The 21,688-nt window shown below is 41.3% G+C and carries 31 protein-coding genes and 1 pseudogene; 1 reads left to right on the forward strand and 31 read right to left on the reverse strand.

Translation table 11 applies throughout. The features are described from left to right. Positions 1-496 precede the first annotated feature (496 nt). The gene (locus BXP28_RS08630; protein ID WP_024094406.1) at positions 497-1,048 is read left to right on the forward strand and encodes a hypothetical protein; all 552 of its coding nucleotides are present in this window, start codon (positions 497-499) and stop codon (positions 1,046-1,048) included. A gap of 201 nt (positions 1,049-1,249) precedes the next feature. Here the strand turns inward: BXP28_RS08630 and BXP28_RS08635 are convergent, their stop codons facing one another. From BXP28_RS08635 to BXP28_RS08770, 31 genes and pseudogenes are all read right to left on the reverse strand, one after another. Next, positions 1,250-1,732 (reverse strand): Panacea domain-containing protein, encoded by a 483-nt coding sequence (locus BXP28_RS08635; protein WP_024094407.1) that lies wholly within the window; start codon positions 1,730-1,732, stop codon positions 1,250-1,252. Between the two features lie 248 nt (positions 1,733-1,980). Next, complete coding sequence (locus BXP28_RS08640; RefSeq protein WP_051428031.1) at positions 1,981-3,048, reverse strand: helix-turn-helix domain-containing protein; 1,068 nt, start codon at positions 3,046-3,048, stop codon at positions 1,981-1,983. 254 nt (positions 3,049-3,302) lie between these two features. Further along, on the reverse strand, positions 3,303-5,582 hold the full coding sequence (locus BXP28_RS08645; RefSeq protein ID WP_023484263.1) for a S8 family peptidase: 2,280 nt from the start codon (positions 5,580-5,582) through the stop codon (positions 3,303-3,305). Between the two features lie 19 nt (positions 5,583-5,601). Then, the gene (locus tag BXP28_RS08650) at positions 5,602-6,714 is read right to left on the reverse strand and encodes an AAA family ATPase (RefSeq protein ID WP_023484264.1); all 1,113 of its coding nucleotides are present in this window, start codon (positions 6,712-6,714) and stop codon (positions 5,602-5,604) included. A gap of 312 nt (positions 6,715-7,026) precedes the next feature. Beyond that, positions 7,027-7,269, reverse strand: a complete 243-nt coding sequence (locus tag BXP28_RS08655) for a hypothetical protein (protein ID WP_036656497.1) — start codon at positions 7,267-7,269, stop codon at positions 7,027-7,029. Positions 7,270-7,281: 12 nt separating this feature from the next. Next, entirely contained in the window at positions 7,282-7,560 is a 279-nt protein-coding gene (locus BXP28_RS08660) for a hypothetical protein (protein WP_024094412.1), read from the reverse strand. Positions 7,561-7,577: 17 nt separating this feature from the next. Beyond that, positions 7,578-8,042 (reverse strand): Mom family adenine methylcarbamoylation protein, encoded by a 465-nt coding sequence (locus tag BXP28_RS08665; protein WP_024094413.1) that lies wholly within the window; start codon positions 8,040-8,042, stop codon positions 7,578-7,580. Between the two features lie 186 nt (positions 8,043-8,228). Further along, positions 8,229-8,726 (reverse strand): annotated as a pseudogene (locus tag BXP28_RS08670) (peptidoglycan recognition protein family protein); the annotation flags it as partial. Then, positions 8,726-8,965, reverse strand: coding sequence for a BhlA/UviB family holin-like peptide (locus BXP28_RS08675; RefSeq protein ID WP_036656495.1), 240 nt, complete (start codon positions 8,963-8,965; stop codon positions 8,726-8,728). The gene BXP28_RS08675 and the pseudogene BXP28_RS08670, both read right to left, overlap by 1 nt. 34 nt (positions 8,966-8,999) lie before the next feature. Further along, positions 9,000-9,158, reverse strand: coding sequence for a hypothetical protein (locus BXP28_RS22645; RefSeq protein WP_155116215.1), 159 nt, complete (start codon positions 9,156-9,158; stop codon positions 9,000-9,002). Continuing rightward, the gene (locus tag BXP28_RS08680) at positions 9,151-9,546 is read right to left on the reverse strand and encodes a hypothetical protein (RefSeq protein ID WP_024094417.1); all 396 of its coding nucleotides are present in this window, start codon (positions 9,544-9,546) and stop codon (positions 9,151-9,153) included. Before BXP28_RS08680 ends, BXP28_RS22645 begins: the two co-directional genes overlap by 8 nt. 12 nt (positions 9,547-9,558) lie before the next feature. After that, on the reverse strand, positions 9,559-10,962 hold the full coding sequence (locus BXP28_RS08685) for a Kelch repeat-containing protein (protein ID WP_024094418.1): 1,404 nt from the start codon (positions 10,960-10,962) through the stop codon (positions 9,559-9,561). A 3-nt stretch (positions 10,963-10,965) separates the two neighbouring features. Continuing rightward, on the reverse strand, positions 10,966-11,244 hold the full coding sequence (locus BXP28_RS08690) for a hypothetical protein (protein WP_024094419.1): 279 nt from the start codon (positions 11,242-11,244) through the stop codon (positions 10,966-10,968). Beyond that, on the reverse strand, positions 11,241-11,822 hold the full coding sequence (locus tag BXP28_RS08695; RefSeq protein ID WP_036656491.1) for a putative phage tail protein: 582 nt from the start codon (positions 11,820-11,822) through the stop codon (positions 11,241-11,243). Before BXP28_RS08695 ends, BXP28_RS08690 begins: the two co-directional genes overlap by 4 nt. Next, the gene (locus tag BXP28_RS08700; RefSeq protein ID WP_036656489.1) at positions 11,815-12,891 is read right to left on the reverse strand and encodes a baseplate J/gp47 family protein; all 1,077 of its coding nucleotides are present in this window, start codon (positions 12,889-12,891) and stop codon (positions 11,815-11,817) included. The genes BXP28_RS08695 and BXP28_RS08700 overlap by 8 nt, the downstream gene beginning before the upstream one ends. After that, a complete protein-coding gene (locus tag BXP28_RS08705; protein ID WP_023485211.1) occupies positions 12,884-13,294 on the reverse strand; it encodes a DUF2634 domain-containing protein in 411 nt (136 codons plus the stop codon). The genes BXP28_RS08700 and BXP28_RS08705 overlap by 8 nt, the downstream gene beginning before the upstream one ends. Before the next feature lie 2 nt (positions 13,295-13,296). Beyond that, entirely contained in the window at positions 13,297-13,539 is a 243-nt protein-coding gene (locus BXP28_RS08710; RefSeq protein WP_023485210.1) for a DUF2577 domain-containing protein, read from the reverse strand. Continuing rightward, positions 13,539-14,522: an XkdQ/YqbQ family protein gene (locus BXP28_RS08715; RefSeq protein ID WP_023485209.1), complete on the reverse strand. Its 984-nt coding sequence runs from the start codon at positions 14,520-14,522 to the stop codon at positions 13,539-13,541. The genes BXP28_RS08710 and BXP28_RS08715 overlap by 1 nt, the downstream gene beginning before the upstream one ends. Before the next feature lie 4 nt (positions 14,523-14,526). Next, positions 14,527-15,165: a LysM peptidoglycan-binding domain-containing protein gene (locus BXP28_RS08720; RefSeq protein ID WP_023485208.1), complete on the reverse strand. Its 639-nt coding sequence runs from the start codon at positions 15,163-15,165 to the stop codon at positions 14,527-14,529. After that, on the reverse strand, positions 15,162-17,270 hold the full coding sequence (locus BXP28_RS08725; protein ID WP_036656487.1) for a phage tail family protein: 2,109 nt from the start codon (positions 17,268-17,270) through the stop codon (positions 15,162-15,164). The genes BXP28_RS08720 and BXP28_RS08725 overlap by 4 nt, the downstream gene beginning before the upstream one ends. 53 nt (positions 17,271-17,323) lie before the next feature. Then, on the reverse strand, positions 17,324-17,494 hold the full coding sequence (locus BXP28_RS23245; RefSeq protein WP_024094427.1) for a hypothetical protein: 171 nt from the start codon (positions 17,492-17,494) through the stop codon (positions 17,324-17,326). After that, positions 17,494-17,919, reverse strand: a complete 426-nt coding sequence (locus BXP28_RS08730; protein ID WP_023485206.1) for a phage tail assembly chaperone — start codon at positions 17,917-17,919, stop codon at positions 17,494-17,496. The genes BXP28_RS23245 and BXP28_RS08730 overlap by 1 nt, the downstream gene beginning before the upstream one ends. A 26-nt stretch (positions 17,920-17,945) precedes the next feature. Continuing rightward, positions 17,946-18,278, reverse strand: a complete 333-nt coding sequence (locus BXP28_RS08735) for a phage tail tube protein (protein WP_309556483.1) — start codon at positions 18,276-18,278, stop codon at positions 17,946-17,948. After that, a complete protein-coding gene (locus BXP28_RS25050; protein WP_309556412.1) occupies positions 18,212-18,409 on the reverse strand; it encodes a hypothetical protein in 198 nt (65 codons plus the stop codon). Before BXP28_RS25050 ends, BXP28_RS08735 begins: the two co-directional genes overlap by 67 nt. Position 18,410: 1 nt before the next feature. Further along, positions 18,411-19,742, reverse strand: coding sequence for a phage tail sheath family protein (locus BXP28_RS08740; RefSeq protein ID WP_023485204.1), 1,332 nt, complete (start codon positions 19,740-19,742; stop codon positions 18,411-18,413). Beyond that, a complete protein-coding gene (locus BXP28_RS08745) occupies positions 19,743-19,925 on the reverse strand; it encodes a hypothetical protein (RefSeq protein WP_036656485.1) in 183 nt (60 codons plus the stop codon). After that, positions 19,918-20,328, reverse strand: coding sequence for a phage tail terminator family protein (locus BXP28_RS08750; RefSeq protein WP_023485203.1), 411 nt, complete (start codon positions 20,326-20,328; stop codon positions 19,918-19,920). The genes BXP28_RS08745 and BXP28_RS08750 overlap by 8 nt, the downstream gene beginning before the upstream one ends. Beyond that, positions 20,325-20,735 carry an HK97 gp10 family phage protein gene (locus BXP28_RS08755; protein ID WP_023485202.1) on the reverse strand — a complete coding sequence of 137 codons (411 nt, stop codon included), beginning with the start codon at positions 20,733-20,735 and terminating at the stop codon, positions 20,325-20,327. Before BXP28_RS08755 ends, BXP28_RS08750 begins: the two co-directional genes overlap by 4 nt. Continuing rightward, positions 20,735-21,094: a hypothetical protein gene (locus tag BXP28_RS08760; protein WP_023485201.1), complete on the reverse strand. Its 360-nt coding sequence runs from the start codon at positions 21,092-21,094 to the stop codon at positions 20,735-20,737. Before BXP28_RS08760 ends, BXP28_RS08755 begins: the two co-directional genes overlap by 1 nt. 1 nt (position 21,095) lies before the next feature. Continuing rightward, positions 21,096-21,470 (reverse strand): DNA-packaging protein, encoded by a 375-nt coding sequence (locus BXP28_RS08765; protein ID WP_226989734.1) that lies wholly within the window; start codon positions 21,468-21,470, stop codon positions 21,096-21,098. Then, complete coding sequence (locus BXP28_RS08770) at positions 21,451-21,684, reverse strand: DUF7210 family protein (RefSeq protein WP_024094434.1); 234 nt, start codon at positions 21,682-21,684, stop codon at positions 21,451-21,453. The genes BXP28_RS08765 and BXP28_RS08770 overlap by 20 nt, the downstream gene beginning before the upstream one ends. Positions 21,685-21,688: the final 4 nt, after the last annotated feature.

Here is a 21,688-nt window from a genome sequence, read left to right on the forward strand (position 1 = left end):
GGATGTTAAGCGAAAAACCGTGCGGCCTATTTCCTGCTTGCCAGAAGTACCACCCTACGACGAAGAATTCCGTCCTGGACTCAAAGGGGAAGTCTAAGGGTGGTGATACCATAATATGCTGACAATGTATGGTTGATGCATGAAAAGTCCGTCATAAAAAACAACGGATTCTCCTTGGTAACTACCTGGTTGCAAAAACACGGGTTTTTGGGTGAGATGGTTGCAAAGAGCTTTTGTCAAGACATATGTTAAGTTTTAATTGAAAATTTATAAACAAACAATTCATTTCTACCATTTACACCCACCTACTTTAAGCAGGTTAAATCTTGTCAGCAGAGATAAAGTATGTTACCATTCTATTTGTGAAGGTGAAGGTGCGCATGGACATTTTCCAATGTTCATAAAAAGAGATCCACGAAGGTAAATAATTACCAACGTGGCTCTCTTTTTCTTTAGGGGAATGTTCGTAAGATTCATAGAAGAAAGGATGCACGGTATGCTGAAAAAAATATTTTGGACTTTATTGATTCTTATTTTGCTTATTATCCTTATTGGAGCAGGCATTTATTGGTACGTGAAACCCCAAAAAGAGCTGGACCTTCGTTATCAGGACATTTTTCTGAAATCTAAAATAATAGATATGGTCAAAGATTTAAACACAGAACTTGTATTATCAAGTGATGAAATTAACCAATTGGCAAAAAAGGAGATTGCAAAACTTCCGAATGTAAGACCTGATGTCAGAATAACCGGGGCTGATTTCAAGCTGAACGGAAATGAACTGGAAGGAGACATTAATCTGCTCTATAAAGATACTATTCCCGCAGGTATAAATATCTGGTATACAATGGAATGGCAAGACGGTACTTTAAAACTCATTCCTAAAGACGCAAAAATTCGCAGCATTCATCTTCCGCTAAGTTCTGTTAAACTCCCGTCTATGTCCATCGGACCGAATGGCCATCTTCTGGAATTCGTTAAGGTAAAGCATGTTACGTTTGAGAACCAGGGTATAAAAATCACGTTCAAATTAAATAAACTGTTTTAACCATAGTTAAATTAGAACAGGCAGGACTTCCGTCCTGTCGACAGTCTGAGAGCCTTGAGGTACTTCCTCAAAGGCTCTTTCTGTAATGGTGCTTTACCATCCATATTGTACTTAAGTAAGGTTTCTACTGGTTGCAAAAACAAGGGTTTTTGGGTGAGATGGTTGCAAAGAGCTTTTGTCAAGAGTTTTTTTAATCTTTCTTTAGCAATTTCTCAAGAGTCCAACATAATAACTACGAATATCTTCATCATCAATAACATTTCTTGAAGATTCATACGGCTGTAACCGGTTCCTAGCATTTTTCCAAGGATCTTCTTGACGTGTTAAATACTCTAATTGGCTACCATCCAGATGTCCGTATGATTCGTATACTTCTTCAATTATTTCCCTTACTCGTTCATTTTTCATAATGGAATTTGGGTAATTGATTTCCTGAGGTATCTCTTGCCAACCATATTCTCGATATTCAGTATACAGTTGAGGATTCACAGGTCCATGAACCCAAGCCTCAAAATTGTCATCAAACAACTTTTTCTCATAAATAGCAAGATAAAAAGAGTAGGCATAGTAGCATAGCTTTTGCAACTTTTTTGGAGTCATTGATTCCAAGCGAAGAAATGCTTTTGCCACATCATGGACGGTTGGTTCCTGAATTGTTTTTGCTCTTTCTTCTGTTTGTATCATTTTCACTCATCTTCTTGAAGAAAAAATTTTTTTCATGGATTACCACCACTTACTCATTTACCCTTCCCACCTCTTTATGCTTTTGCAACCATTCTGCTATAATGTACCCGTTTTTGCAACCAGATCGCTTGTGTCAAAGAACAATAAAAACTGCAATGGAACTTCATAAGATGTATTCATACTTCTGTAGCTTAGGAATAGATGAGAGGGGATATAGGGGAAGTACAATAATATGGATAGTACGGTGGTTAAGTTGAAAATATGCCTTGCCAGTATATCCAGCAGGGCATATTCTTAATTTTATGATTCACTAAAGCTTCAATTGCTTGTTTAAGTGCTGAAGGCTCTTCGAAAGGTAGTTCATTTCCTCCATCTAAAGGTTCCTTAATTAATTGATTATTTTTCGCTAATTTCTTTCTTATATAAATATGCTGATGTTCACTGAGGATACCTAACGAGTTAGCCCTATATGCCATAGCTTGAATGGATACTTTCCAACGCTTTTTTAATGAGATAAAATGTTCGATTGACGTTGATACTATCTCGCTACCGAAACTGGGAGCAGGTAATAAAAATGCGCTCGCAAATCGATGATCCTCTTTTTCTATTAGCTTGTAGTTTTCTTTTTTATTAAACTCGCTTTTTTTTAATTTCGAATGCAATATGAGGTGACCAAGTTCATGGGCAATATCGAATCTAGACCTTGAAGATGTTTTATCGTTGCTTAAAAGAACATATGGCCGCTCATCTGGCTCCCAAATCGAACAAGCATCGATTTTATATGAAGAAGAAGGAGCCCGAGATACAATGATGCCAGCTTTTTCTAAAAGCAACACCACATTACTGATTGAGCCATTCCCCAAATTCCAGAGTTTGCGAACTTCCATAGCAATCTGATCGATCTCTTCAAAAGGGGTTGGGTAATATTCTTGTCTTGTTATAAACTGCGGAACATTCAATTTTGGAAAATTGAAATATTGTTCCAGGTATTTATGAATTTCCTTAATCCAACTAATCTTATGAAGATGGATGTTCTTTGATTTTCGAGTAGCCATTGCCATACTTCTAAAATAAATGACACCATCAACTTTCTTAGGATAACTTTTATAAAAGTAGGTGACAGGAACATGTAATGCATCAGAAAGCTTCTCAAGTGTATCATGATTCGGGGTAGCTTTTTCTTTTTCATATTTAGATATTGCCTGATGTGATATTTCAACGATGTTCGCTAGATCCGTTAAAGTAAACCCCCTAGCTTCTCTGGCCTCAATAAGACGATCAGGAATAAACTTGGAAAAGCGATTACTTGCCTCCAAGATCCTCCACCTCTTTTGTGAAATTTTTAAAATCAATCAATGTACTTGGAAATGTTTCCTTGCTTTATTGTAGGATAAAAGCAAACAAAAAACCAGCCAAGTGACTGGTTCGTATGGCCGCTGATTAATGGGTTCAGCGAGCCGAAACCTTTGTTAGTCCTCTACTGTAAGTAAAGGAGCAATTTAGATACCTTGTTAATGTGAAACGGCTTTCGTTGATTAACCGTTTATCAATCATCTTCCAATCTCAAATGTTATCTTATTGAAGTCAAGACTTCATTTCTACTTCTTATTTCTATTGGCTCCAAAACTTTAAATTCATTTAAAATCTCCTCGTATAGGTTATCTTTGTATTTAGGGATACTGATTGTAACAATAACAGCATAGTCAATTCTGTCAATACTTCCATTTCTCCCAATTCCATGAAGAACCAAAAATGGATTTTCCAACGAAGATGCTCTCATGTTTTTCCATCTTTTTACCACTGTATCCCATTTTAGTTCGTTTCTTTTTTCTGATTCAGTTTTGTATTTTGTGGTATCAGCGGATTTAGGCAGTAATGATTGTTGGTATCCATTAGATAAAAATTCTTGAATTTTATCTTTATCTTCAACAATATGAAAAGTTTCAATTTTACAATCTTTTTTAGTGAAATTGTATTTTTTATCATGTGGATAGAAGGTGTCCTCAATTGTAGATTCAGTGTAATCTTCTACATGTAAAGCATTTGCCTTAGATAAAGTTGCAATTGTCCATGAAAAATTCACATTAGAAGTTATTGAACTATTTAAAGGCAACGGTATCGGAAGCTTTGCCATACCTGTAGGATTCATTGAATTAGTATATATAATATTTACGTGATTTTTGTCACACTTTAAAATTTCATCAACACTTTGATCAATAATTCCATAACCAATACTATTATCTACTCTGTTCGGGTTCTGAGCTGTATGTATTAATAATGCCCTAGCTACTAGTGGTGTAAATCGGCTACACCTTCCTAAAATTTCTGCTGCCTTACTTGATATAATTGGAGCCGAATAACTTGTGCCAGCAGAAAGCAATTTCTCTTTAGAATCTGAAGAATTTATAAGGTGAATAGGATATCGACTATCTCCTCCAAAAGCGCAGACGTCAGGCTTTACCTTGCATCCCTCTCTTCCATCACCAATACAACTGTAGCTAGCTCTGATTCGTTCAGCAGTATCATAATTAAAAGTATACGCCCCTACACCTAATCCATTAACTAAATCTGCTGGAGCCTGTACCCTGTTATAAGGTGAAGGTGCTTCTCCATCATTCCCAACAGCCACAACAAAAAGTTTCTGGTAATTCCAAGCTAATGTATCCAATGCATATGTAAATCTTGAAATTTCATCATCAAATATTGGACCTGTTGGTCCAAATGATAAATTATAAACATCAATGTCATGTCTATTTGGAACAACTTGTTCTATAAATTCAATGGCTTCGTATAGATCAAAATCTTTCGGATCACTTAAAGGCAGTACTCGAAAACTTTCAACAAACAAAACTGGGTCATCTAAATGCGAATTTGCTTCATATTGATTTAAATCTCCGTATAAAACGACCCCGGCCACCGCTGTCCCATGTTTGATTCCTTCTTTTGTCGCATTTGAACTAACTGCCTTATTCTCTTTACTGAACTTAGCTAAAAAAGGATGGGTAGGATTGATACCTCCATCAAAAACTCCTACCTTTATTTGTGAAATGTTTTCGCCTAAAGGAGGCAAGAGTAAGTTATGGTCAGTAAAGGATCCTCTTAATTCAGGAAAAAAATTGATTTTTAGTGGATGAACTGTTCTTAATGGGTTAAAGTTTGCAATATTATTTATAACCTTTCTATTGACGAGTGCACTTACAAAAGTAGGTCCACCATCATAGGTTTTAAGTTTAATAGTATTCCCCTTGACCCCGAGTGATATTAGATTTCGTTTAAACTTTTCAATCATCTCTTCATTCTCATGACCATAAGGATGGAGAACAAACTCTACAGTTCCTTCCATCCAATCGTCGTCAAAACCTTGAATTATTTCATCATTCCTTAAAAGCGAGAACTCTTCAATTTTTCGAATATCATTTTTGAAACTTTTAGTCAAAGCATTACCAGTAGAGTCAAGAATTTGCTGGAGGGAAGATAATGATTCTTGATCAACCTTTACAAAATGCATTTTACTGTATTTCATTTTAGAATCCTTCTCAAAAACCCAACGTCTAGAGCCAATATTTTCAAATCTTGTCTTTTTGAAAAATGTGTCCGGAATGTATGTTTTCGCTAGAAAATCTTCGTTAAGCCTTAATGTCAGAACTATTTCGTCCATTCTGTTCTCTTCTGGTATTTCTTTAATGTGTCCCTGTATCTCTTCTAATTGTCTTTTTATTCTATTTTTAGCTTCATCATAACTTCTTGGATATGGCTTTTCACCCCCCCTCATCTTTTTTTTAATCGGTTCAATCATTTGCTCACCATTACCTAAAATAGGTAGGTAATCTCTTTTTTGTTTGTCGGTCATGTTTATCCCCTTTCCAAAATTATTTTTTAATCGACTTCTTCAAATGATGATTGACCGTAGATGGACTGATTCCTAACAAAGTTGCTATTTTGGCTTGGGACAACTTACCCCCGTATGTTTCTTTGAGCGCAGTTGTCATAACTTTATTAAAACTTGAATTATCTCCACTATGTGTTTCTTTAAGTCGTGTTATGAGTGACTTTATAGGATCAGATTCTTCCACAATAACTTGACGCAACACATGGTCGCAAATTTGTTTAATATCTGAAGGGCTAATTTGTTGAATAACTTTTGCAACAGCTCTTATAAGTGAATCTTCGATTTCAACAATTTCTTTATTAAGATAAAACTTCCATAGTTGAAACCTTTGCTCCTCATTCGGAAATGGTATTTCTATTTTCAAGTCAAACCGTCTCCAAATAGCTTTATCTAGGAACTCCGGATGATTCGTTGCACCAACAATGATGGAATGTGCCGGCCACTCCTCCAACTCCTTCAACAGAACATTAACAATTCTTTTCAACTCCCCTAAATCAGAAGGATCATCTCTTCTTTTTGCAACAGCATCAAATTCATCAAGGAGAAGAATAGATGGACTATTTTTCCCGTAATCTAGAATTTTTTTTAAATTTTGACCTGTTTTGCCCAAATAACTCGAGATTGCCGATGATAAATCTAAAGTAATTAAAGGTAAAGACAGACAATGTGCTACATATTTAGTCAATAAAGTTTTTCCAACTCCAGGTGGCCCGTAAAACAGTATACTATTTGGTGGTTTAATACCATTAGCTATTAGCTTTGTCATAAGCTCTCTTTCTTTTAAAAAACGTCGAATGGACTTATCAATCTGTTCGTTTAAAATAACAGTTTGATCAAAAGTTGAGTAGTCACTTATCTTTACTAAAGACATAAAAGAATCCTTATCGACAGGAGGAGGCTCAATACCCATTGATCTTGTTAAAGGAGCTCCAGCATTATAAGTTGTAATAATTTCAGCCAGCTCTGAAGATAAAAGTGGATTTTCTTTTTTTATCTTCCTAATGATCGACAGAACCGACAATTCAACAGTTCTTTTATCACCGTCAAGTGAAGCTCTAATAAGGGATGGTAATTGCTTCAAAACAGCATTCATTCGATTTCACCATTTCCTTCCTCGTTTATCGAATGGTTTAATTATATATAATATAAATGTTCTTGGTCAAGTTTATTCGATTCCTCTGCTATAAAAAAATAATTCGAATGAAATCTAAATTAATCGAAGTCATCACCATCCCAAAAAAGACTGAATGAAGAATTCATAAGATATCTTTCAAAGGTGGACCAAAACAAAATACTTGTGCTTAGACTTAGCGCAAAATAACCCGCAAGCCAAAGTGATATGTTCCCCTTCATTCATCTGTCTACCTAAAGGGGAGCATATCAAAGCCCGCGGGTTTAACTATGTTTATTGTTCTTTCTTTACTGCACTCTTACCAGCACTATATAGCCCGCATGAAGTAAGACCAGAAATAATACCAAACATAACGCTCGTCTTCACATCACCTGGGAAGTAAACAACGCCTGCTATGATGCCCAGGATAACGGACAGAACGGGAGCCAAACGAACGGGTAACCCCATCCTTTTCGATATTTCTACAAAACCCACGATAACAGCAACCAGTAAAGCATCTGTAATTTCTATATTCATAGCGTCCTCCCCTTATTCCACAAGTTCATAAGTCTCAGTGAAAATATCCGGCTTGCATGGATAGTACTCTCCCTTAACGCCTCGAATGATGTAATCACCTGGGCAGACGATGTGATGCCCCTCTAACGTTTTACATTGTCCATGCATAGATATGGAATTTCCACATACTCTACAAATATTTTTGCAAACCCCGTCATGATCAAGTTCCCGTATTTGGGCATCAGGCACATCTCCCGCCTTCCACCACCGACCTGCCGATACTACAACAGGCTTTTTACGATACTTTTTCATTGCATCCTCCTAATCGTTTATGGTGACCTGCACCACCGTACTTTTCCTGACGTGTCTCTATCAGTGCGACCGTCTCGATTTGACCATTTACCCGACTTGGTTAAGCCAAACATAAACCAATTATCAGCTTTGTATATGATTCCTTCGTGTCCCTGCCCGGTACTCGAATAAGCGACTAGTCCCTTTACATCAGGAAAGTGTTTACGGATGTACTTCCTCGCAAGCGAGAGAGCCTTAGATTCTGCGTTTGGAATCGTATCATCAATGAGGTACATTCTTGTGAGTTCGAGCAAAGATGTCTGTTCCAAGTTTCTTGCAACGGGTCGCCCCCACATCATTGCCCCTATTCGATTCCCCTGATCGTCCAGAATCCATAAGCGCAGCCTTGCTCCAGCTGGTGTGGATTTCAAATAGTGTCGTCCTGCAATCCACTTATCGAGTTTAGTCGAATGGCTCACCTCCAACGATATCCGGTTTTTCATAACCATCTACCTTATAAGCCCACTCACCAAAATGTGGTTATTGAGCCATACCAATTCATCAACAGTAAGGGTGTGGTTTTCGATCTTAACCATCCAACCCCAATCAGTAAACTTCCCTGCATTCCAGGCTAACCCCATATTGTCAAAAAGCTGTTTCCACTGCCAGTCTTCCAGTTGTAAGGTTCTATTCATGTCGTCTTCCTCTCCTTCATATGCTTGTTTAATTCGCTCTATAAAGCTTGGCACTCTTCCCTCATCTAACATTCTGTGCGGACAGTATTTACCACTCCAATGCTGGTGCGGAACCACATTTCCAATAGGAATACAAAACTGTTTCATAAGCTGAGCAATGATAATAGCCGCATTATCTTCTGCTTTGTAATATCGGCCGCCGCCGGACTTGGAATAGCAAATTTCTACGCCAATGGATTGACGGTTTCCTGTTCCGTTCCCATCACCGCAATGCCAGGCATTTCGATCAAAAGGAATGCCCTGAACAGCTTCCATATCGTCCACAGCAACGTGGAACGAAACCTCATTATTATTCCCGATCATATAACGGATCTCATTTTCTGCAGGCGCATCATTAGCCGTATTGTGAAACGTAATATATTTTGGTGTCATCTTGTTTGGGCATTTAACGCCATATTTACTTGGGTCTACTAGCATTTCTCTGATTTCCATCATTGGGCTTCTCCTTCCCCAGGTTTTCCTTTTAGAATCCCTTTAATCTCGGCAATATCACTTGAAAGAAGGCTAAAAGACTTTGCTTGCTCTCGGATAACTTCCTGGTTCTCGCTAATGGTCTTTTGATACTCCTTCTCCCGCACTTCATTTTTCTTCATCGTTGTAAACAGCAGCCAGATAAACAAAACGCCAAATATCCCGGTATTTAGCGCTGTATTAAAGATTTGGTCTTCCATAGTCCCTCCTGTTTTTTCGCATAAAAAATGCGCCTTATTTTTTGGCGCTAACTGATTTCTCTTCCATTTTCTCAAGCTTCTTGCTGACCTCTTCCCGCAGATTGTACAGATCCGGAACAACGCTATATGGATGTACTCCAGTCACTACGGCTCTACACCAAACGTCCACACAGATACTATCTTCATTAAACATCTTTCTTAGCACCTCCTAACGCAAACGTCAGCTCCATGATGGCTTTGTCCATATCTTCCTTTTGCTTGTTTAGAGCTTCTTCCAGGTCACGAATTCGCTGCTCAGGCACTGGAGAATCTGGATGGCTTTCGGAGTTCTCCTGCTCCTCACGCTCTTTTACAATATGGTCAAATACCTTTTGGGCTTTTACCTCTAAGCTGTCGTTCTTGTCAAAGAGGTTGCCACCAGCGTTCGCGTTAATGATTTGAATGTCTTCAATTCGCGTGATCCTGCCGTTTTCGATAATGAGAATCAGGTCTGCATCCTCCCAATGCGGATTAGATTCTAATACTTTCTTCGCAGGAACTCCGTTAATGCTTTCTTTTTTGTCCCAAATGATATATTCCATGCTTACATCCTCCTAGTTCAGAATTCTTGTCCACGTTTGACCATTGCCAAAATAAATGGGCTTATAGACCAATTCCGCCAACTTGTTAAAGTAATAGGCAGAATTAAATTGTATCCGTTGGCTGTACTTAATGCCTAATTTTGTTTTATTAGGGATATTTACATCCTTTGCTGTCCCGTTTTTAAATACCAAGGAGTTAGAAGGATACCGTTCTGGTGTAATACTATAGATCTCTAGTTTGCTTAGATAACTATTACCACCCCAACCACCTATTGTATAGATTCTACCCCCCACTGCGCTTGAGGTTAGAGAACCCCTTCCAGTTGGCATGTTTGCGCCCTTTGTCCATGTATTTGTGGTTGTGTCGTAAATCTCTAATTCTTTGTGAACAATAGATCCACCTATTACATAGATTTTATTTCCTACCGCACTTGAGGTTAGATAAGTCCTCCCCGTTGGCATGTCTTTGCCCTTTGTCCATGTGTTTGTGGTTACGTCGTAAATTTCTAGTTTGTTAGGATTACCTCCACCCCTATTATGGCCGCCTATTGCATAAATTCTATTCCCTACCACACCTGACGTTAGAGCATACCTTCCAGTTGGCATGTTTGCGCCCTTTGTCCATGTATTTGTGGTTGTGTCGTAAATCTCTAGTTTGTTGTGGTCGTTATCATAATTTCCACCTATTACATAGATTCTATCCCCTATTACTCCTGAGGTTAATTTTTTCCTTGCTGTTGGCATGTTTGTGCCTGCTGCCCATGTGTTTGTAGTTGTGTCATAGATTTCTAGTTTGCTTAGATTATCACCATTATACCCACCTATAACGTAAATCTTATTCCCTACAGCACTTGAGGTTAGATCATCCCTTCCCGTCGGCATGTCTTTGCCTGATGTCCATGTATTTGTGGTTGTGTCGTAAATCTCTAGTTTGCTTAGACTGTTAAGACCATCATGCCCGCCTATGACATAGACTTTATCTCCTACTACGCTTGATGTTAGACCACTTCTCGCCGTTGGCATGTCTTTCCCCGTTGTCCATTCACCAGATTCAGAAAAAACATCTGTATACACAACATGTTCAATTTCATTTTGCTCATCCTGTATCCAAAACCCCGTTTTGTTTGTCGGCTCTGTAGGTTGTACATATATAGGGATATTGCCGTTATCAATGCTTCTAATTTTCGCTGCTAAGTCTTTAAATGGGTCTTCTTTTACCGCGGGCACTCCTTGGTCAGTAATGGCCTTAGCAACTTGTTCTTTCCCATTACTGACAGAGGTAAAAAGCTCGCTAATCGTAGTTTCAACATCTTTGTACTTATCTAACGTTTCTTTGATCCCGCCTTCAATCCGGTTAAAATCCTTCTCAGTCACTGTATCATCCAGTTTCCAATTTAATTTAGGTACATATGACAAGGGTTACACCTCCTCCACAAATAAGGTTTGTTTGATCACGGTATCTGAAGTAATCGGGATAAAGACCTCATTTTTACTAATCAACCCACCGTCCGTTGCTTTTACTTCAATGGTATGAATGTTTTCAACTGCTCCCTTGGGCACCATATACTCAAGATTAATTACGTGCTCATTAAGCGTCTTCTGAACGTTTTCAACTTCATATTCACCGTTCAGGACCACTTTTCCTATTCGATCCGCGGCATACCCTGCAACCTCATTTAAAAAAGCTGTAGCAATCATTTCACCAGTTCCTCCTTGCCTCTCTCTGCGAATGGAACCCGGCCAAGTTTCCATGATCCAAGTTTTGTCTTACGGGTCAAGGTAGACTTGTAAATATGCTCCCCAATCCCTATGCCGTCCTGCAGGGAGGTTTCTTGGTTGTAGACTAGGTTAGCCGGCTTAATGGTATGGATGGTGTGTTCCACTTCCCGAAATACCGCAGCATCATTGATTTTAGTATTGACCTTTAAAATAAACTTTTGAGGGTCCACGCTGGCTGTTGCTCGACCTTTACCAAGCAGAAAATCAAGTCTTTCCTGCAAATACCGGATGGTAAAAGGAGGCTTAGTCGAATACCGGTTAACGATACGCTTCCGCCGGAAGTCTAGACTTTCTTCCTGTGGATCTGCTTGGATACTGAGCTCATTTTCCCGGCGTTTAGTGGCCACTTCGTCTGAACGGAGGACAAATTGATTGTTTAATAGCCTCTCGATTTCAATTTGAAACAACCTAGCCTCTTCGTCCATCGTTTTCATAAGCTCTTGGAATTCCTTGATCTCTCGGTAGTAAGCCGGCAGCATATCGATGAGTTTAGACAATCTGAACACCCCCAAATAAAGGGACTTCCTCGCTGCCAAGTTCCAGATTGCCGGCAGCTCCGTTTAGCTGTGTTCCCGCTATGTCTGCTACGCCGCTTACGGTCAGGATACGCGCCTCCAGCTGGCTCACCCGGACAATAAGCTTGTCCTCAATTTCCCAGCCTTTCCGCAAAGCAAGCAAATACTCGGATATTACGTTGTCCAATTCCTCCCGGATTTGTCCCACGGTAACTCCCCGGTTCAATACCAGAGTCGTACTCACCTCGACTGTAACGGGGTGAACCGGAGCAATGGTTACGGCATGTCCAATGGGAGCCCAGCCGATGCCCTTTCCGGCATTCTCCACCGGGTCAATCTCCGTCTGAATATCCTCCACCAGTTGGGGGGAAGGCGGATTAAAATCACTCGCGATAATCGTACACTTGACCGTACCGCCACCTTTCCAGGACGGAAATATCTTTACTCCCCCAACCCCGTTTATAGATTTTAACTTCCGTTGATAATCGGGGATATTTCCGCCAAACGGCTTTTCATTGAGCTGGTCGAAATACCTTTTCCTTAGACTTTCATCATCCTCTTCATCTTCTCCGGGGACGATAATGTCAGTTAATTCTGCGCTTGCCAAACCCTCGATAAAATCAATCGGCAACAGCTTGCCAAAATGCTTATTTCCTATCTCTCCAGGTACTTCCGACTCTAAGACGTATTCGCCTATAGCTAGTTTCTTTATCGCCTTATAGGTCACCTTTTCAATACTAAAACGGCTGCCTACGGGTATGTCTTTAGGATGACTGTTTGTATCTTCAAAGACACCTTTCCTTTTTGCTTTTGTAGCCGGCTCCCGCGTAACCCCAAAGTCTGAGGTGTTCCATTCCAAATACTCTCCGGAGGCTGTACTGGCTGAAGATAGCTTCCAGTTTATATCCAAATCTGCGTAAGCTTCAGCTAATGAAAAAGCAATAGGGGCCAGGGCATCATAAATCACGCTGCCTTCCCGTTTATCTACGTCACCCGAAACCCTGTCCAGCATTCTCTTCATGATCGCTTCAAAGGTTTGTTCCTCATACAATTTCCTTCACCTCCTGTACTTCATTGATCACCCCAAAAACACTCGTTATAGTAAAGGAGACAGTAGTAGAGTCACCAGACGAATCAAATCTAAAGTTTCCTACTTCTTTTATTCGGTCATCCTGCATAAGTGCTTCGGAAATGCGTCTTTTAAGATCGGACTGTACAAGCCCAGGAGTTTTCCCAATCAATGGTTTTATATCGCTTCCATACCTATCGCTGTATATGAGGTGTTCGAAACGGGATGTACACAGGATTTTCTTTACAGACTGCTTTACGGATTCTAGACCGTCTACGGTTCCCGTTACTCGTTTCTGTTCAAAATCTATTTTGTAGGTCTTGCTTGGCTGCTGCGTGATTTGAATGGTGTCATCGGGCGCTAAAATGGATCCGGTAGGAAGCATGGTTACACCACCTTTCCAAGTATCACATAGCTATGCCCGCCTTGGACGCGAAGCAAAGCTATCCTATCTCCCACAGATAATTCCTTGGCCTGATCCAGCACAATGAAAAAATCCTCTGTGAGAGCAAAACGCTGATCGACGTTTACCTCAAGAGGACTCGTTTTGTTTATTTCTCCAAATAGAATAGCAACGGGATTCGACGTATCGACAGCACCAAGAGCAGCCTGCTTAATAATGTTCAGCATTATATCACCTTCAAATCTAACGTCATCGTATGGTCTTCTCCCTCAAATTTGTGCGTGCACTCATCAATTAGGAAATATTGTTTGATCTCCAATTCCTTGATGACAATGGGAATAAAACACCCTGCACGGATTCGCAAGTCTCCAATCGCATCAATCCGGATTTTTCTTTGCTCCCGGTTGTGCAACTCAATGAGGTTATTCATGATTTCCTGTGCTTGAGCGCTGTTTAGTTTCTCATCGATCTTTCGAAAGAGTTGGAGCCTTCCCCACTTGGCTATATTGGCACTGTCTTGAGCTATATAGACATCTCTGCGTTTCGTTTCTTTGTTGTCCTGAACCACTTTCACCCGGTTGTATGTCTCGCCATCAATGGACCTTTCATAGTCGTAATCCGTCATGAAGCTTTTATCCCCTATTACGGCATCTACCCTCATGTCATTAATATTTCTGAGTGTCAATTTACCGAAATCATCGTAAAAAACATAGTTTCGGTGCGTAGCGATGAGTGTTGTATCTAAAGCTTTGCAAATGATGTCCATAAGCTTTTTGTCGTCTTCAGCCATGGGTGGGAGGACATAACCGGTATTATCTAAGTAACCAACAGAAAGCTGCAAATCCCCCGCAATACGCCGGATCACATCGGTAGCTGTCATACCCTTAAATACATAGGTGTCATTTGAATTTAAGTAACGCGTTTGATCATAACAAGTGAGTGTAACCTGTTCATCTGCTCCGCTGCTAATTTTAAAAATGTAACCGTAGAATAGGTTTACACCGTTCATGCGGAACCGGATGACATCCCCATTTTCAAAACCAAAAATAGCATTCTGATACAACCCCTTTTTGATACAAGATATATTTAATTCAGCCGGCTTTCCGATCCGGGATGTCTTATAAGTGATCTCCGTTACGAGTTCAGAGATTTCCCAGATGATCCCGCGCTTCTTGCTGTTCATCAGGATTTCTTTAACGCTTTTTTTCATGACCTCACCTTAACCTTATGACGGATCCAACTTTCAATTTCTTGACTTGTTCATCCGTCATGTTGTTCATGTTTTGAAGTTCCTTCAGTGTGGTGCCATGCTTCTGGGCGATGCGGAAGAGGGTTTCGCCGGGTAAAACCTTATGTGTCGTTTTGGATTCTCGCTCATCCGGCCGCCCCGTGTCCACCTGTACCCCGTTACTGGTAATAATAGCCCGGTTAGCCTCGTAGAAAAGGTATTCCTTCAGACTCAGTGAATATTCAATATCTCCCGGAGATCCTGCTACTTCCTTGTAGGTGAACTCTTCAATGGACATGGCCAAATTGATATCTATTGTATCTCCGACATAGATAAACCGGATAGGGTGGATTTTGGTGAGCCATTTTTCTAAGTAGCCCACATAGTGGGAGGGTTCCAGGAGTACCGCGTCCTTTTCGACAAAGGGATAATTCATGGCCGGAAAAATGCTCTCGAACTTGATGTCACGAAGCCTTAACTCTTTGATCACATTGATTTCTCCTAACCCTACCGCACTGTAGGTCTTCCCGTTATTTCCCCCACTGATTTCAATATTCTCAGGATTTACGGGGAGCTTGAATCCTTCCTCCTGGTTGTTATAACTGAGCCAGATCCCCGTTCTCATCCATACACCCCCTGAGCGCTTGCAACGATGTCACTTTGAAGTTTATCTGTGAGCCGATCAATGATCTCATCAAGCGTATAGCCTTCTCGGATATCTCCTGTCTTGACATTAACTGTCGGAGTTAGCGTAACGAAATTCTGGATACTTTTCATCTCTGCCAGCTCCCGCATGACTTTCAGATCCTCACTTGAGATATCTACTTGATCTTCGATCTTTCCGACTTTGTCCACTTTCTTAAGTGACTTCGGCATTTTCACCTTTGGCTGTTTAGGTGCCTTGGGCATTTTCGGCTTCTTCTTTTTATCATCATCGGAAATAGGAGCCATTTTCCCTGCCTTCGCATCCCATTTGTTGAGGATATCATCTGGATCATATCCGGGCATTTTGAAGCCATCTTTGAGTTTATTGGTAAAATCAAAACCTTTTCCATAACCCGTATCAAACGAATCTTTTAGGTTCCACTGTTCCATTTTATATTTTGAAAAATCCACAACATCTTTATCACTTGTGGGCTTCGGAATGCTATCTATAACACCCTGCACCCTATCTGAAAGGGCATGGGGGTTCTCGGTATCAAGAAGCCCTACTGACTTAAATTTGGTGCCCAAAACCATATTGAGCCCTTGCGCAAACAAGTTAAAGGCTCTAAGTGCTATATTGATAGCCTCAAAGATCACCTTTGTAAATACCCCGGCAAAATCTTCTGCACTTCGAATCATATTGACCATGTATTTGCCAAAGTCTACCGCCATATTGTAAAAATAGTTCTTCACTGCGTATACAGGATCAATAAAGACATTCACCAAAAACTCAGCGAACGATACGACCCTATTCCACATTAAGGCAAAACCGTTATGAAAAAAGGCAAAAAAGGAGCCGAATAATCCAGCAACAAAACCTAGTATTTCCTGCGCCGTAACCCCGAAAAGAATAAGAACCGCAATGATTACCCCTATAGCTAAGGCAATGCCGAATAATATTGGGTTAGTGAACAGAAATTTAAGCATAACCCCCAACACAACTTGCCCTAACTGTAGTAAAGAAGCAATGAGCGCCGGAACATATTGCAAAGCTAAAATAGCAAAAAAAGCTAGGATGGCCGAAGCATAGGGAGCGATCACATCAAACAGCCAAATGACATTATTGCCTATCCAGCCTATCGCAACCGCAATTCCATACAGCAAAGAGCCAAGGATGACAAAAAAGGTTTGAATCCCCTGACTCTGTATGATTTGATTAAATAAATTAATCAGCGGCATGAACGCTTGAACCGCCCATCTCCCGGCATCGGCAAACATGTTTTTTAAATTGTTTAAGAGCATTTTCCATTTATATGCCGGTCCATCCAGCATGCGGTTAAAGGCATCTTTCCCCATGCTTTCAAGTTCTAAAAGCTTTTGAAAGGATTGGATAAATCCGTCTATGTCGCCTTTTTTGGCTTTTTCAACTAGTCCCGTGCTTCTGATTTTTGCTTTCCCAATATTAAACCGTTCAGAAAGAGATACAATATCCCCCGATAAGGCTTCCTTTACAGAGAAAACCGCCCCAGCAAGCCCATTTCCGGCAGTATCAAAGGCGTTGAGCTGTTTGGCGATCATGTTTAATTCTTGAATCTGGCCACTGTTCTTTGTAGTAGAAAAGAAAGAGAGTGCGCCGGTTAACGCCTCCTTGACATCCACCCCAGCTTTAATCGCATTGCCTTTGAACTTTTCAAACATCGCTTTCCCGACTTCAGAATCCCCTGTTCTAGCCTTGAACATATCCTCCATCTTCTGCTGTTCCATGGCCCCGCCGATCGTGGCATTCCACACTTTTTTCGCAGCTTCAAGGCCTACATATGCCGCAGCAATGGATTTGATGCTTTTGGTGAGATTATGGGCTTTATTCGTGCCGTCCTGAAGCTGATGGTTGAATTTGGACTGCGCTGCCGTATTTCTACTGATCACCCCGCTGACATCTAAGGAAGCCTTCATGTTATGAGTACGATTGGCGGCGGCCTGCAATTTTTGTAATGCGGAGTCAGCGGATTTCGCACCTCGAGCAAAGTTTTGAAATGGGTTAGAAAAGGCATCAAAGATTTTGAGTGATGCTGCTACAGTTGCCATACTTCACCCCCCTAAGTAGAGAAAGGCACTCTATAAGAGCGCCTTACCCACTGTTATTCTTTCATTTTGTCTCGCAATTTCTTCTCTTCTTTCACGCGCATATCAATCATCTTGTAGATGGCGGCTTTTTCGAAGCGCGACATTTTGACTAACTCATGTGGCAAAATATGAAGTTCATGGAGGGCGTAGTAAGCATAATTCGTCTCACCATCGCCCTCTTCCATTAGTTTTTTATTTCTTCTTTTAGATCTTCGATGTCTTTATCAAAGCCGTTGATCTCCTGTACTTTTTCAATCAGATTCGCATACTCCCCAGGAAGCAGCATCCTGCGTAAGAGGTTTTCGGCCCCCAATGTTCCATAGGACTGCTGCAGTTCCACATTCTTTAAATCTGGGAAAACAACACTAGCTACCGCCAGTTTCGCCAAGTAAAGCTCATTATTGGTTTCTGTCGTATACATGCCATTTTTGGATTTTACTTTTCTTGTTGCAGACTTGCGGATCTCTTCATTCTCGGCTTCCGTCATGCTGCGGATTTCCCACGGTACAGGTTTTCCGTCCTTATCTTTAAACCGATCGGATACCACGACCTTCTCCGTAATGGCTTCGCCAGCCTCTTGGGCAAAAAATGCTTGTAATCCTCCACTCATTGTTTTTCAGTCTCCTTTTTTTAAAATTAGTATAGGGTTGGTTTTTTGAACGAATCGATAATATCTACATCGTCGAAGGTGAAGCTGACTTCTTCGTCTAAAGCATCACCCTCTATATCCAGTTTAGCTATGATCACTTCGTCTAAGTTGACGTTCTTTAAAATGACGGTTTGGGCTCCTATTTCAGATGCCGGGTCCTCATTGGTGATCATGATATCAAAGTAGGTATCTTTTCCCGTTTTGATATAATCCAGCATAAGCTGGCGGAATGTTGTGGTGACATAATAAAGGGTCATTTTCCCCTCGCCTGACCATCCATTCGCTTTGTGCTGGTCGCCACGTTTTCCCAGTGTACGAATTTCCTTTTTATTTTTTTGGCGGTCACCTCAATGCTTTTTACGTAAAACATTTCTTCTGCTCTTCCCTTGATGGTTGCATAGGCTCGCCCTTCCTGTCCGGAAATGGCATCTGCTGCTTTCATCCAAGACATATCATTTCACCTCTACTTGCATATAGATTTTTTCGATGGCATCCACCGGCTGGATATACACGTCCACCGTCACACTGTCTGATTCCTTGCCGGGTTCTACGGTTACGTCTTTTTGGGCATCGAAGTTCTGCACTGCGTTCATACCTTGATACAACTCCAGCAGCCGAATGAGTTCTTGTTTAAATAGGTTTCTGCCATCCGCGTTGTTATCTACTTTGCCAATATACTGGGTTTCATATATTCGTTTGCTGTCATTAGCAATGCCATCCAGCGTACGAATGACCCGGTTCTTGGAAAAGTGTTTACGCTTTTTCTCTGTGTAGGAGACAAAACTATTAATGTCCTGCTCTACGATCACGCGATTATTGTTATAAACGAAGACAAATTCTCCGGCTGTTAGCGCCTCTTCAATCTGCTTATTTGTCAAACGTGGATTTGCATCCACCGCACCCTCATAAGACTGGTAGGTGAGGGATTCGTTCGCCCCTGCCGAAGCTGTGGCGGCTGCCGTCCACACCGTAGCTTGAGCCGAATCCAGTTTTATTCCATCCTCCAAAACGACACCGTTTTTAACGGTGATAACACCCTCGTAATCGGCTCTGTAGTTGGCAACTACTACTTGTACCTTTCTGCCTTCCTCTTCCCTCCAGCGCTTTATCTGAGCGAGAACAAGAGGGTTTAACTTATGGCTCTCCTGCCCTTCATAAGGGATGGAGATCGCATTGAATTCGTGGGCATCGATTGCCGTCAAGAAGTCTACATAATCTTGGTAGGAGGCATTTCCGTCTGCACCACCCGTCAGGGGGACTCCTGCTGTTTCTGTTAAGGCGGCATCGGGCGTTTTTGCTTCGAAATGAACCCAATCATTCGAAACCAAGTCCCCAGCAGTAGAAGCCACTTGCCTGTGTACTTCCTCATTGGCCACGAAGGTCCTCACCTTAAACTTTGTTGGGTCATCTATATTCGCCTCTATGCTGACTTTAATATCATTGCCACGGATACCGCTGTATTTAGCCTCCAATGTGATATCCCCAATGTTTCCCTGAGCCTTTACTCCATTAGCTAACCGGTATAGTTTTACTGTCTTAGCCCGTTTGAATGCTTCCCTAAGCAATAACATCTCTGGTGCCGTGATATCGTACCCCAGAAGCTCTTTTACATCGTCTCCAACATGAATGGTTAGGACCTCTTTTGCCTGTCCCCAGCCTAGCGTAAGTGGAATTGCAACGGTGCCGCGTTCCCCAACTGCCGTCATAGACTTTCGTTCGGACGCTGTATTTATATATACTCCCGGTCTTACTTTGTTCTGGTTCTCCCAAGTTCCGCCTGCCATTTAACGAACCTCCCTCTCAAGTAGTTCCTTGATCATTTCCTTTGCTTGTTCGATTGTATAAGCCCTGTCCTCTTTTAAAACAATGGACAAAATATCTTTTTCTATTGTTTTAAATTGTTTGGATTCAAGGAATTGCTCCTTGCTGAAGACAGCCGGCTTTACGGCTTGTTTCATTTTACTCACGGATAATTCCCTCCTGCTCTAATCCTTGCAGCTTTGTGCCAGGCGCTTTTGGTTTGATGACATGGTAATCAAATGAAATGAAAAAATGTAAAACATCGTCCACAATCTCGCTTCTCATCCCGGTTCCCCGGACTGTGTGTTCCCCAACTTGTATATACTCCATGCCTTCATAGAGCGTCTCTGCTACCTCGTACGCCTCTTCATAGGATGAAGCAAAGTAATGGATATCCAAGAAGACACATCGCTTATAGCGGCGGTCTAACTCCCTATTCTGCGCTGTATCCAGTACCTTGACGAAGAAGCGAACATTCTCTAACCCTTGCCGGATCTTCTCATCGGAAACCTTCTCATCCGGGTATAGCGTCTTTAACTTCCGGATAACTCCATCTTTAACTTGATTCATCCTATCAGCCCTTCGAGGAATTTTGTGAACCTTTTTTCAAGGTACTTAGGCAGCTCCCTTTCGATCTCTTTCATGGAAATGGTAATCATAAATCGACCTTCCACCCATCCTTTCAGGTCTCTGGTCCGATGCCCGTACTCTACAAACGAGCCGTAATGGGTTTCATTAGATATTTCTACGACATACTCATTCCCCATCTTCTGTACACTTCCCACTTTCCAGTTTCGCCTTAGTTGTCCAGTCTTGCCTACAGGCGTGCGTTTTTTGATCTTTCTATCTGCCCGCATCGCCATTTCAATCAAAAAGTCCGAAATAAAGCGCCCAATCAGATCACTATTGGACGCTTTTTCAAGATTCTTAGTAAACTTCGTAAGCTCTGAAAAGTCTACATCTCCCCATTTGGCCATTAGGCATAACCCTTTCTTTGTAAGGATACTTCCTGGTGGGTTGGGTACACGAATGGCTCACCGGCAGTATACTCTCTGCTTAATGCACCGCGTTTTATTTCTACCACATCCCCTTGGTGGAGCTCTAATTCAGGTGAAATGAACAACTTGGTCTCATAGGCGATATTGTTCTGAGCATCTTTCTGATTATTTGCACCTAGGGCTTTTTGGGATATCCGGCAAGGTTGATTCTCATAAACCACCACTGGTGCAAGATTCGTACTTCCATTGGGCTTCGTTACTTCCCGGAAACCGCTAATCGTAGCCTGGTCTTCATACATTTTTTCAATTGTTTTACGATGCCTAGTATAGCTGGCCATGCTACCACCTCATTTTCCTGTACGGGTTTAAATCTACCCGGTAGTTGGTGACGATGGACTCCATTACTTTTTTTGATGCGTTCGTCACGCTGGAGCTATTCGCCGGACTGATGGAGGTGTCCCCAATCTTAATATTCTCGGCTGTCCCGTTCGTTTCTTCGATTCCCGGAAGTTTCGGCTGCTCAATTCGCAGTATATCGATCACCATGGAGGTCCACACCTCATGTAAAGCTGCGGGGATAACTTTAATATTGCAATAATGAAGAATGCGCTCCCCGATTTCCTTCACGTAGGATAGGACCAATGCGTCGAACTCATCAGGGAGGCCAAGGCGAAGCTTTACGATTGCTAGGATGTCATTCCCTGACATGCTCATCTTGTCCCTCCTCTAAACGAATGACCTTCTCATTTACAAGAGTGCTATAATCATCGTCTCGAACATCAGTTCGCTGTCCCGCATAATAGATGTTGCCTCGGTATTTCACATTTGTAACCCATTGCACCTTCACGTATTGTTCTTTTTGCGATTGCGCTTTTTTTGCCGTTAATTGCTTCTTATCTGCCTCTGTCTGATCCGGTTTTTTAGCCATCTTG

This window comes from Paenibacillus larvae subsp. larvae, assembly GCF_002003265.1.
GTDB classification, from domain to species: Bacteria; Bacillota; Bacilli; order Paenibacillales; family NBRC-103111; genus Paenibacillus_H; species Paenibacillus_H larvae.

Excerpts from the sequence above, each read along its gene's own strand:
- BXP28_RS08630 (WP_024094406.1), top strand. The coding sequence starts at position 497 with ATGCTGAAAAAAATATTTTGGACTTTATTGATTCTTATTTTGCTTATT.
- BXP28_RS08635 (WP_024094407.1), bottom strand. The coding sequence starts at position 1,732 with ATGATACAAACAGAAGAAAGAGCAAAAACAATTCAGGAACCAACCGTC.
- BXP28_RS08645 (WP_023484263.1), bottom strand. The coding sequence starts at position 5,582 with ATGACCGACAAACAAAAAAGAGATTACCTACCTATTTTAGGTAATGGT.
- BXP28_RS08650 (WP_023484264.1), bottom strand. The coding sequence starts at position 6,714 with ATGAATGCTGTTTTGAAGCAATTACCATCCCTTATTAGAGCTTCACTT.
- BXP28_RS08655 (WP_036656497.1), bottom strand. The coding sequence starts at position 7,269 with ATGAATATAGAAATTACAGATGCTTTACTGGTTGCTGTTATCGTGGGT.
- BXP28_RS08660 (WP_024094412.1), bottom strand. The coding sequence starts at position 7,560 with ATGAAAAAGTATCGTAAAAAGCCTGTTGTAGTATCGGCAGGTCGGTGG.
- BXP28_RS08665 (WP_024094413.1), bottom strand. The coding sequence starts at position 8,042 with ATGAAAAACCGGATATCGTTGGAGGTGAGCCATTCGACTAAACTCGAT.
- BXP28_RS08675 (WP_036656495.1), bottom strand. The coding sequence starts at position 8,965 with ATGGAAGACCAAATCTTTAATACAGCGCTAAATACCGGGATATTTGGC.
- BXP28_RS22645 (WP_155116215.1), bottom strand. The coding sequence starts at position 9,158 with ATGTTTAATGAAGATAGTATCTGTGTGGACGTTTGGTGTAGAGCCGTA.
- BXP28_RS08680 (WP_024094417.1), bottom strand. The coding sequence starts at position 9,546 with ATGGAATATATCATTTGGGACAAAAAAGAAAGCATTAACGGAGTTCCT.
- BXP28_RS08690 (WP_024094419.1), bottom strand. The coding sequence starts at position 11,244 with ATGATTGCTACAGCTTTTTTAAATGAGGTTGCAGGGTATGCCGCGGAT.
- BXP28_RS08705 (WP_023485211.1), bottom strand. The coding sequence starts at position 13,294 with ATGCTTCCTACCGGATCCATTTTAGCGCCCGATGACACCATTCAAATC.
- BXP28_RS08710 (WP_023485210.1), bottom strand. The coding sequence starts at position 13,539 with ATGCTGAACATTATTAAGCAGGCTGCTCTTGGTGCTGTCGATACGTCG.
- BXP28_RS08715 (WP_023485209.1), bottom strand. The coding sequence starts at position 14,522 with ATGAAAAAAAGCGTTAAAGAAATCCTGATGAACAGCAAGAAGCGCGGG.
- BXP28_RS08720 (WP_023485208.1), bottom strand. The coding sequence starts at position 15,165 with ATGAGAACGGGGATCTGGCTCAGTTATAACAACCAGGAGGAAGGATTC.
- BXP28_RS08725 (WP_036656487.1), bottom strand. The coding sequence starts at position 17,270 with ATGGCAACTGTAGCAGCATCACTCAAAATCTTTGATGCCTTTTCTAAC.
- BXP28_RS23245 (WP_024094427.1), bottom strand. The coding sequence starts at position 17,494 with ATGGAAGAGGGCGATGGTGAGACGAATTATGCTTACTACGCCCTCCAT.
- BXP28_RS08730 (WP_023485206.1), bottom strand. The coding sequence starts at position 17,919 with ATGAGTGGAGGATTACAAGCATTTTTTGCCCAAGAGGCTGGCGAAGCC.
- BXP28_RS25050 (WP_309556412.1), bottom strand. The coding sequence starts at position 18,409 with ATGTCTTGGATGAAAGCAGCAGATGCCATTTCCGGACAGGAAGGGCGA.
- BXP28_RS08740 (WP_023485204.1), bottom strand. The coding sequence starts at position 19,742 with ATGGCAGGCGGAACTTGGGAGAACCAGAACAAAGTAAGACCGGGAGTA.
- BXP28_RS08750 (WP_023485203.1), bottom strand. The coding sequence starts at position 20,328 with ATGAATCAAGTTAAAGATGGAGTTATCCGGAAGTTAAAGACGCTATAC.
- BXP28_RS08755 (WP_023485202.1), bottom strand. The coding sequence starts at position 20,735 with ATGGCCAAATGGGGAGATGTAGACTTTTCAGAGCTTACGAAGTTTACT.
- BXP28_RS08760 (WP_023485201.1), bottom strand. The coding sequence starts at position 21,094 with ATGGCCAGCTATACTAGGCATCGTAAAACAATTGAAAAAATGTATGAA.
- BXP28_RS08765 (WP_226989734.1), bottom strand. The coding sequence starts at position 21,470 with ATGAGCATGTCAGGGAATGACATCCTAGCAATCGTAAAGCTTCGCCTT.
- BXP28_RS08770 (WP_024094434.1), bottom strand. The coding sequence starts at position 21,684 with ATGGCTAAAAAACCGGATCAGACAGAGGCAGATAAGAAGCAATTAACG.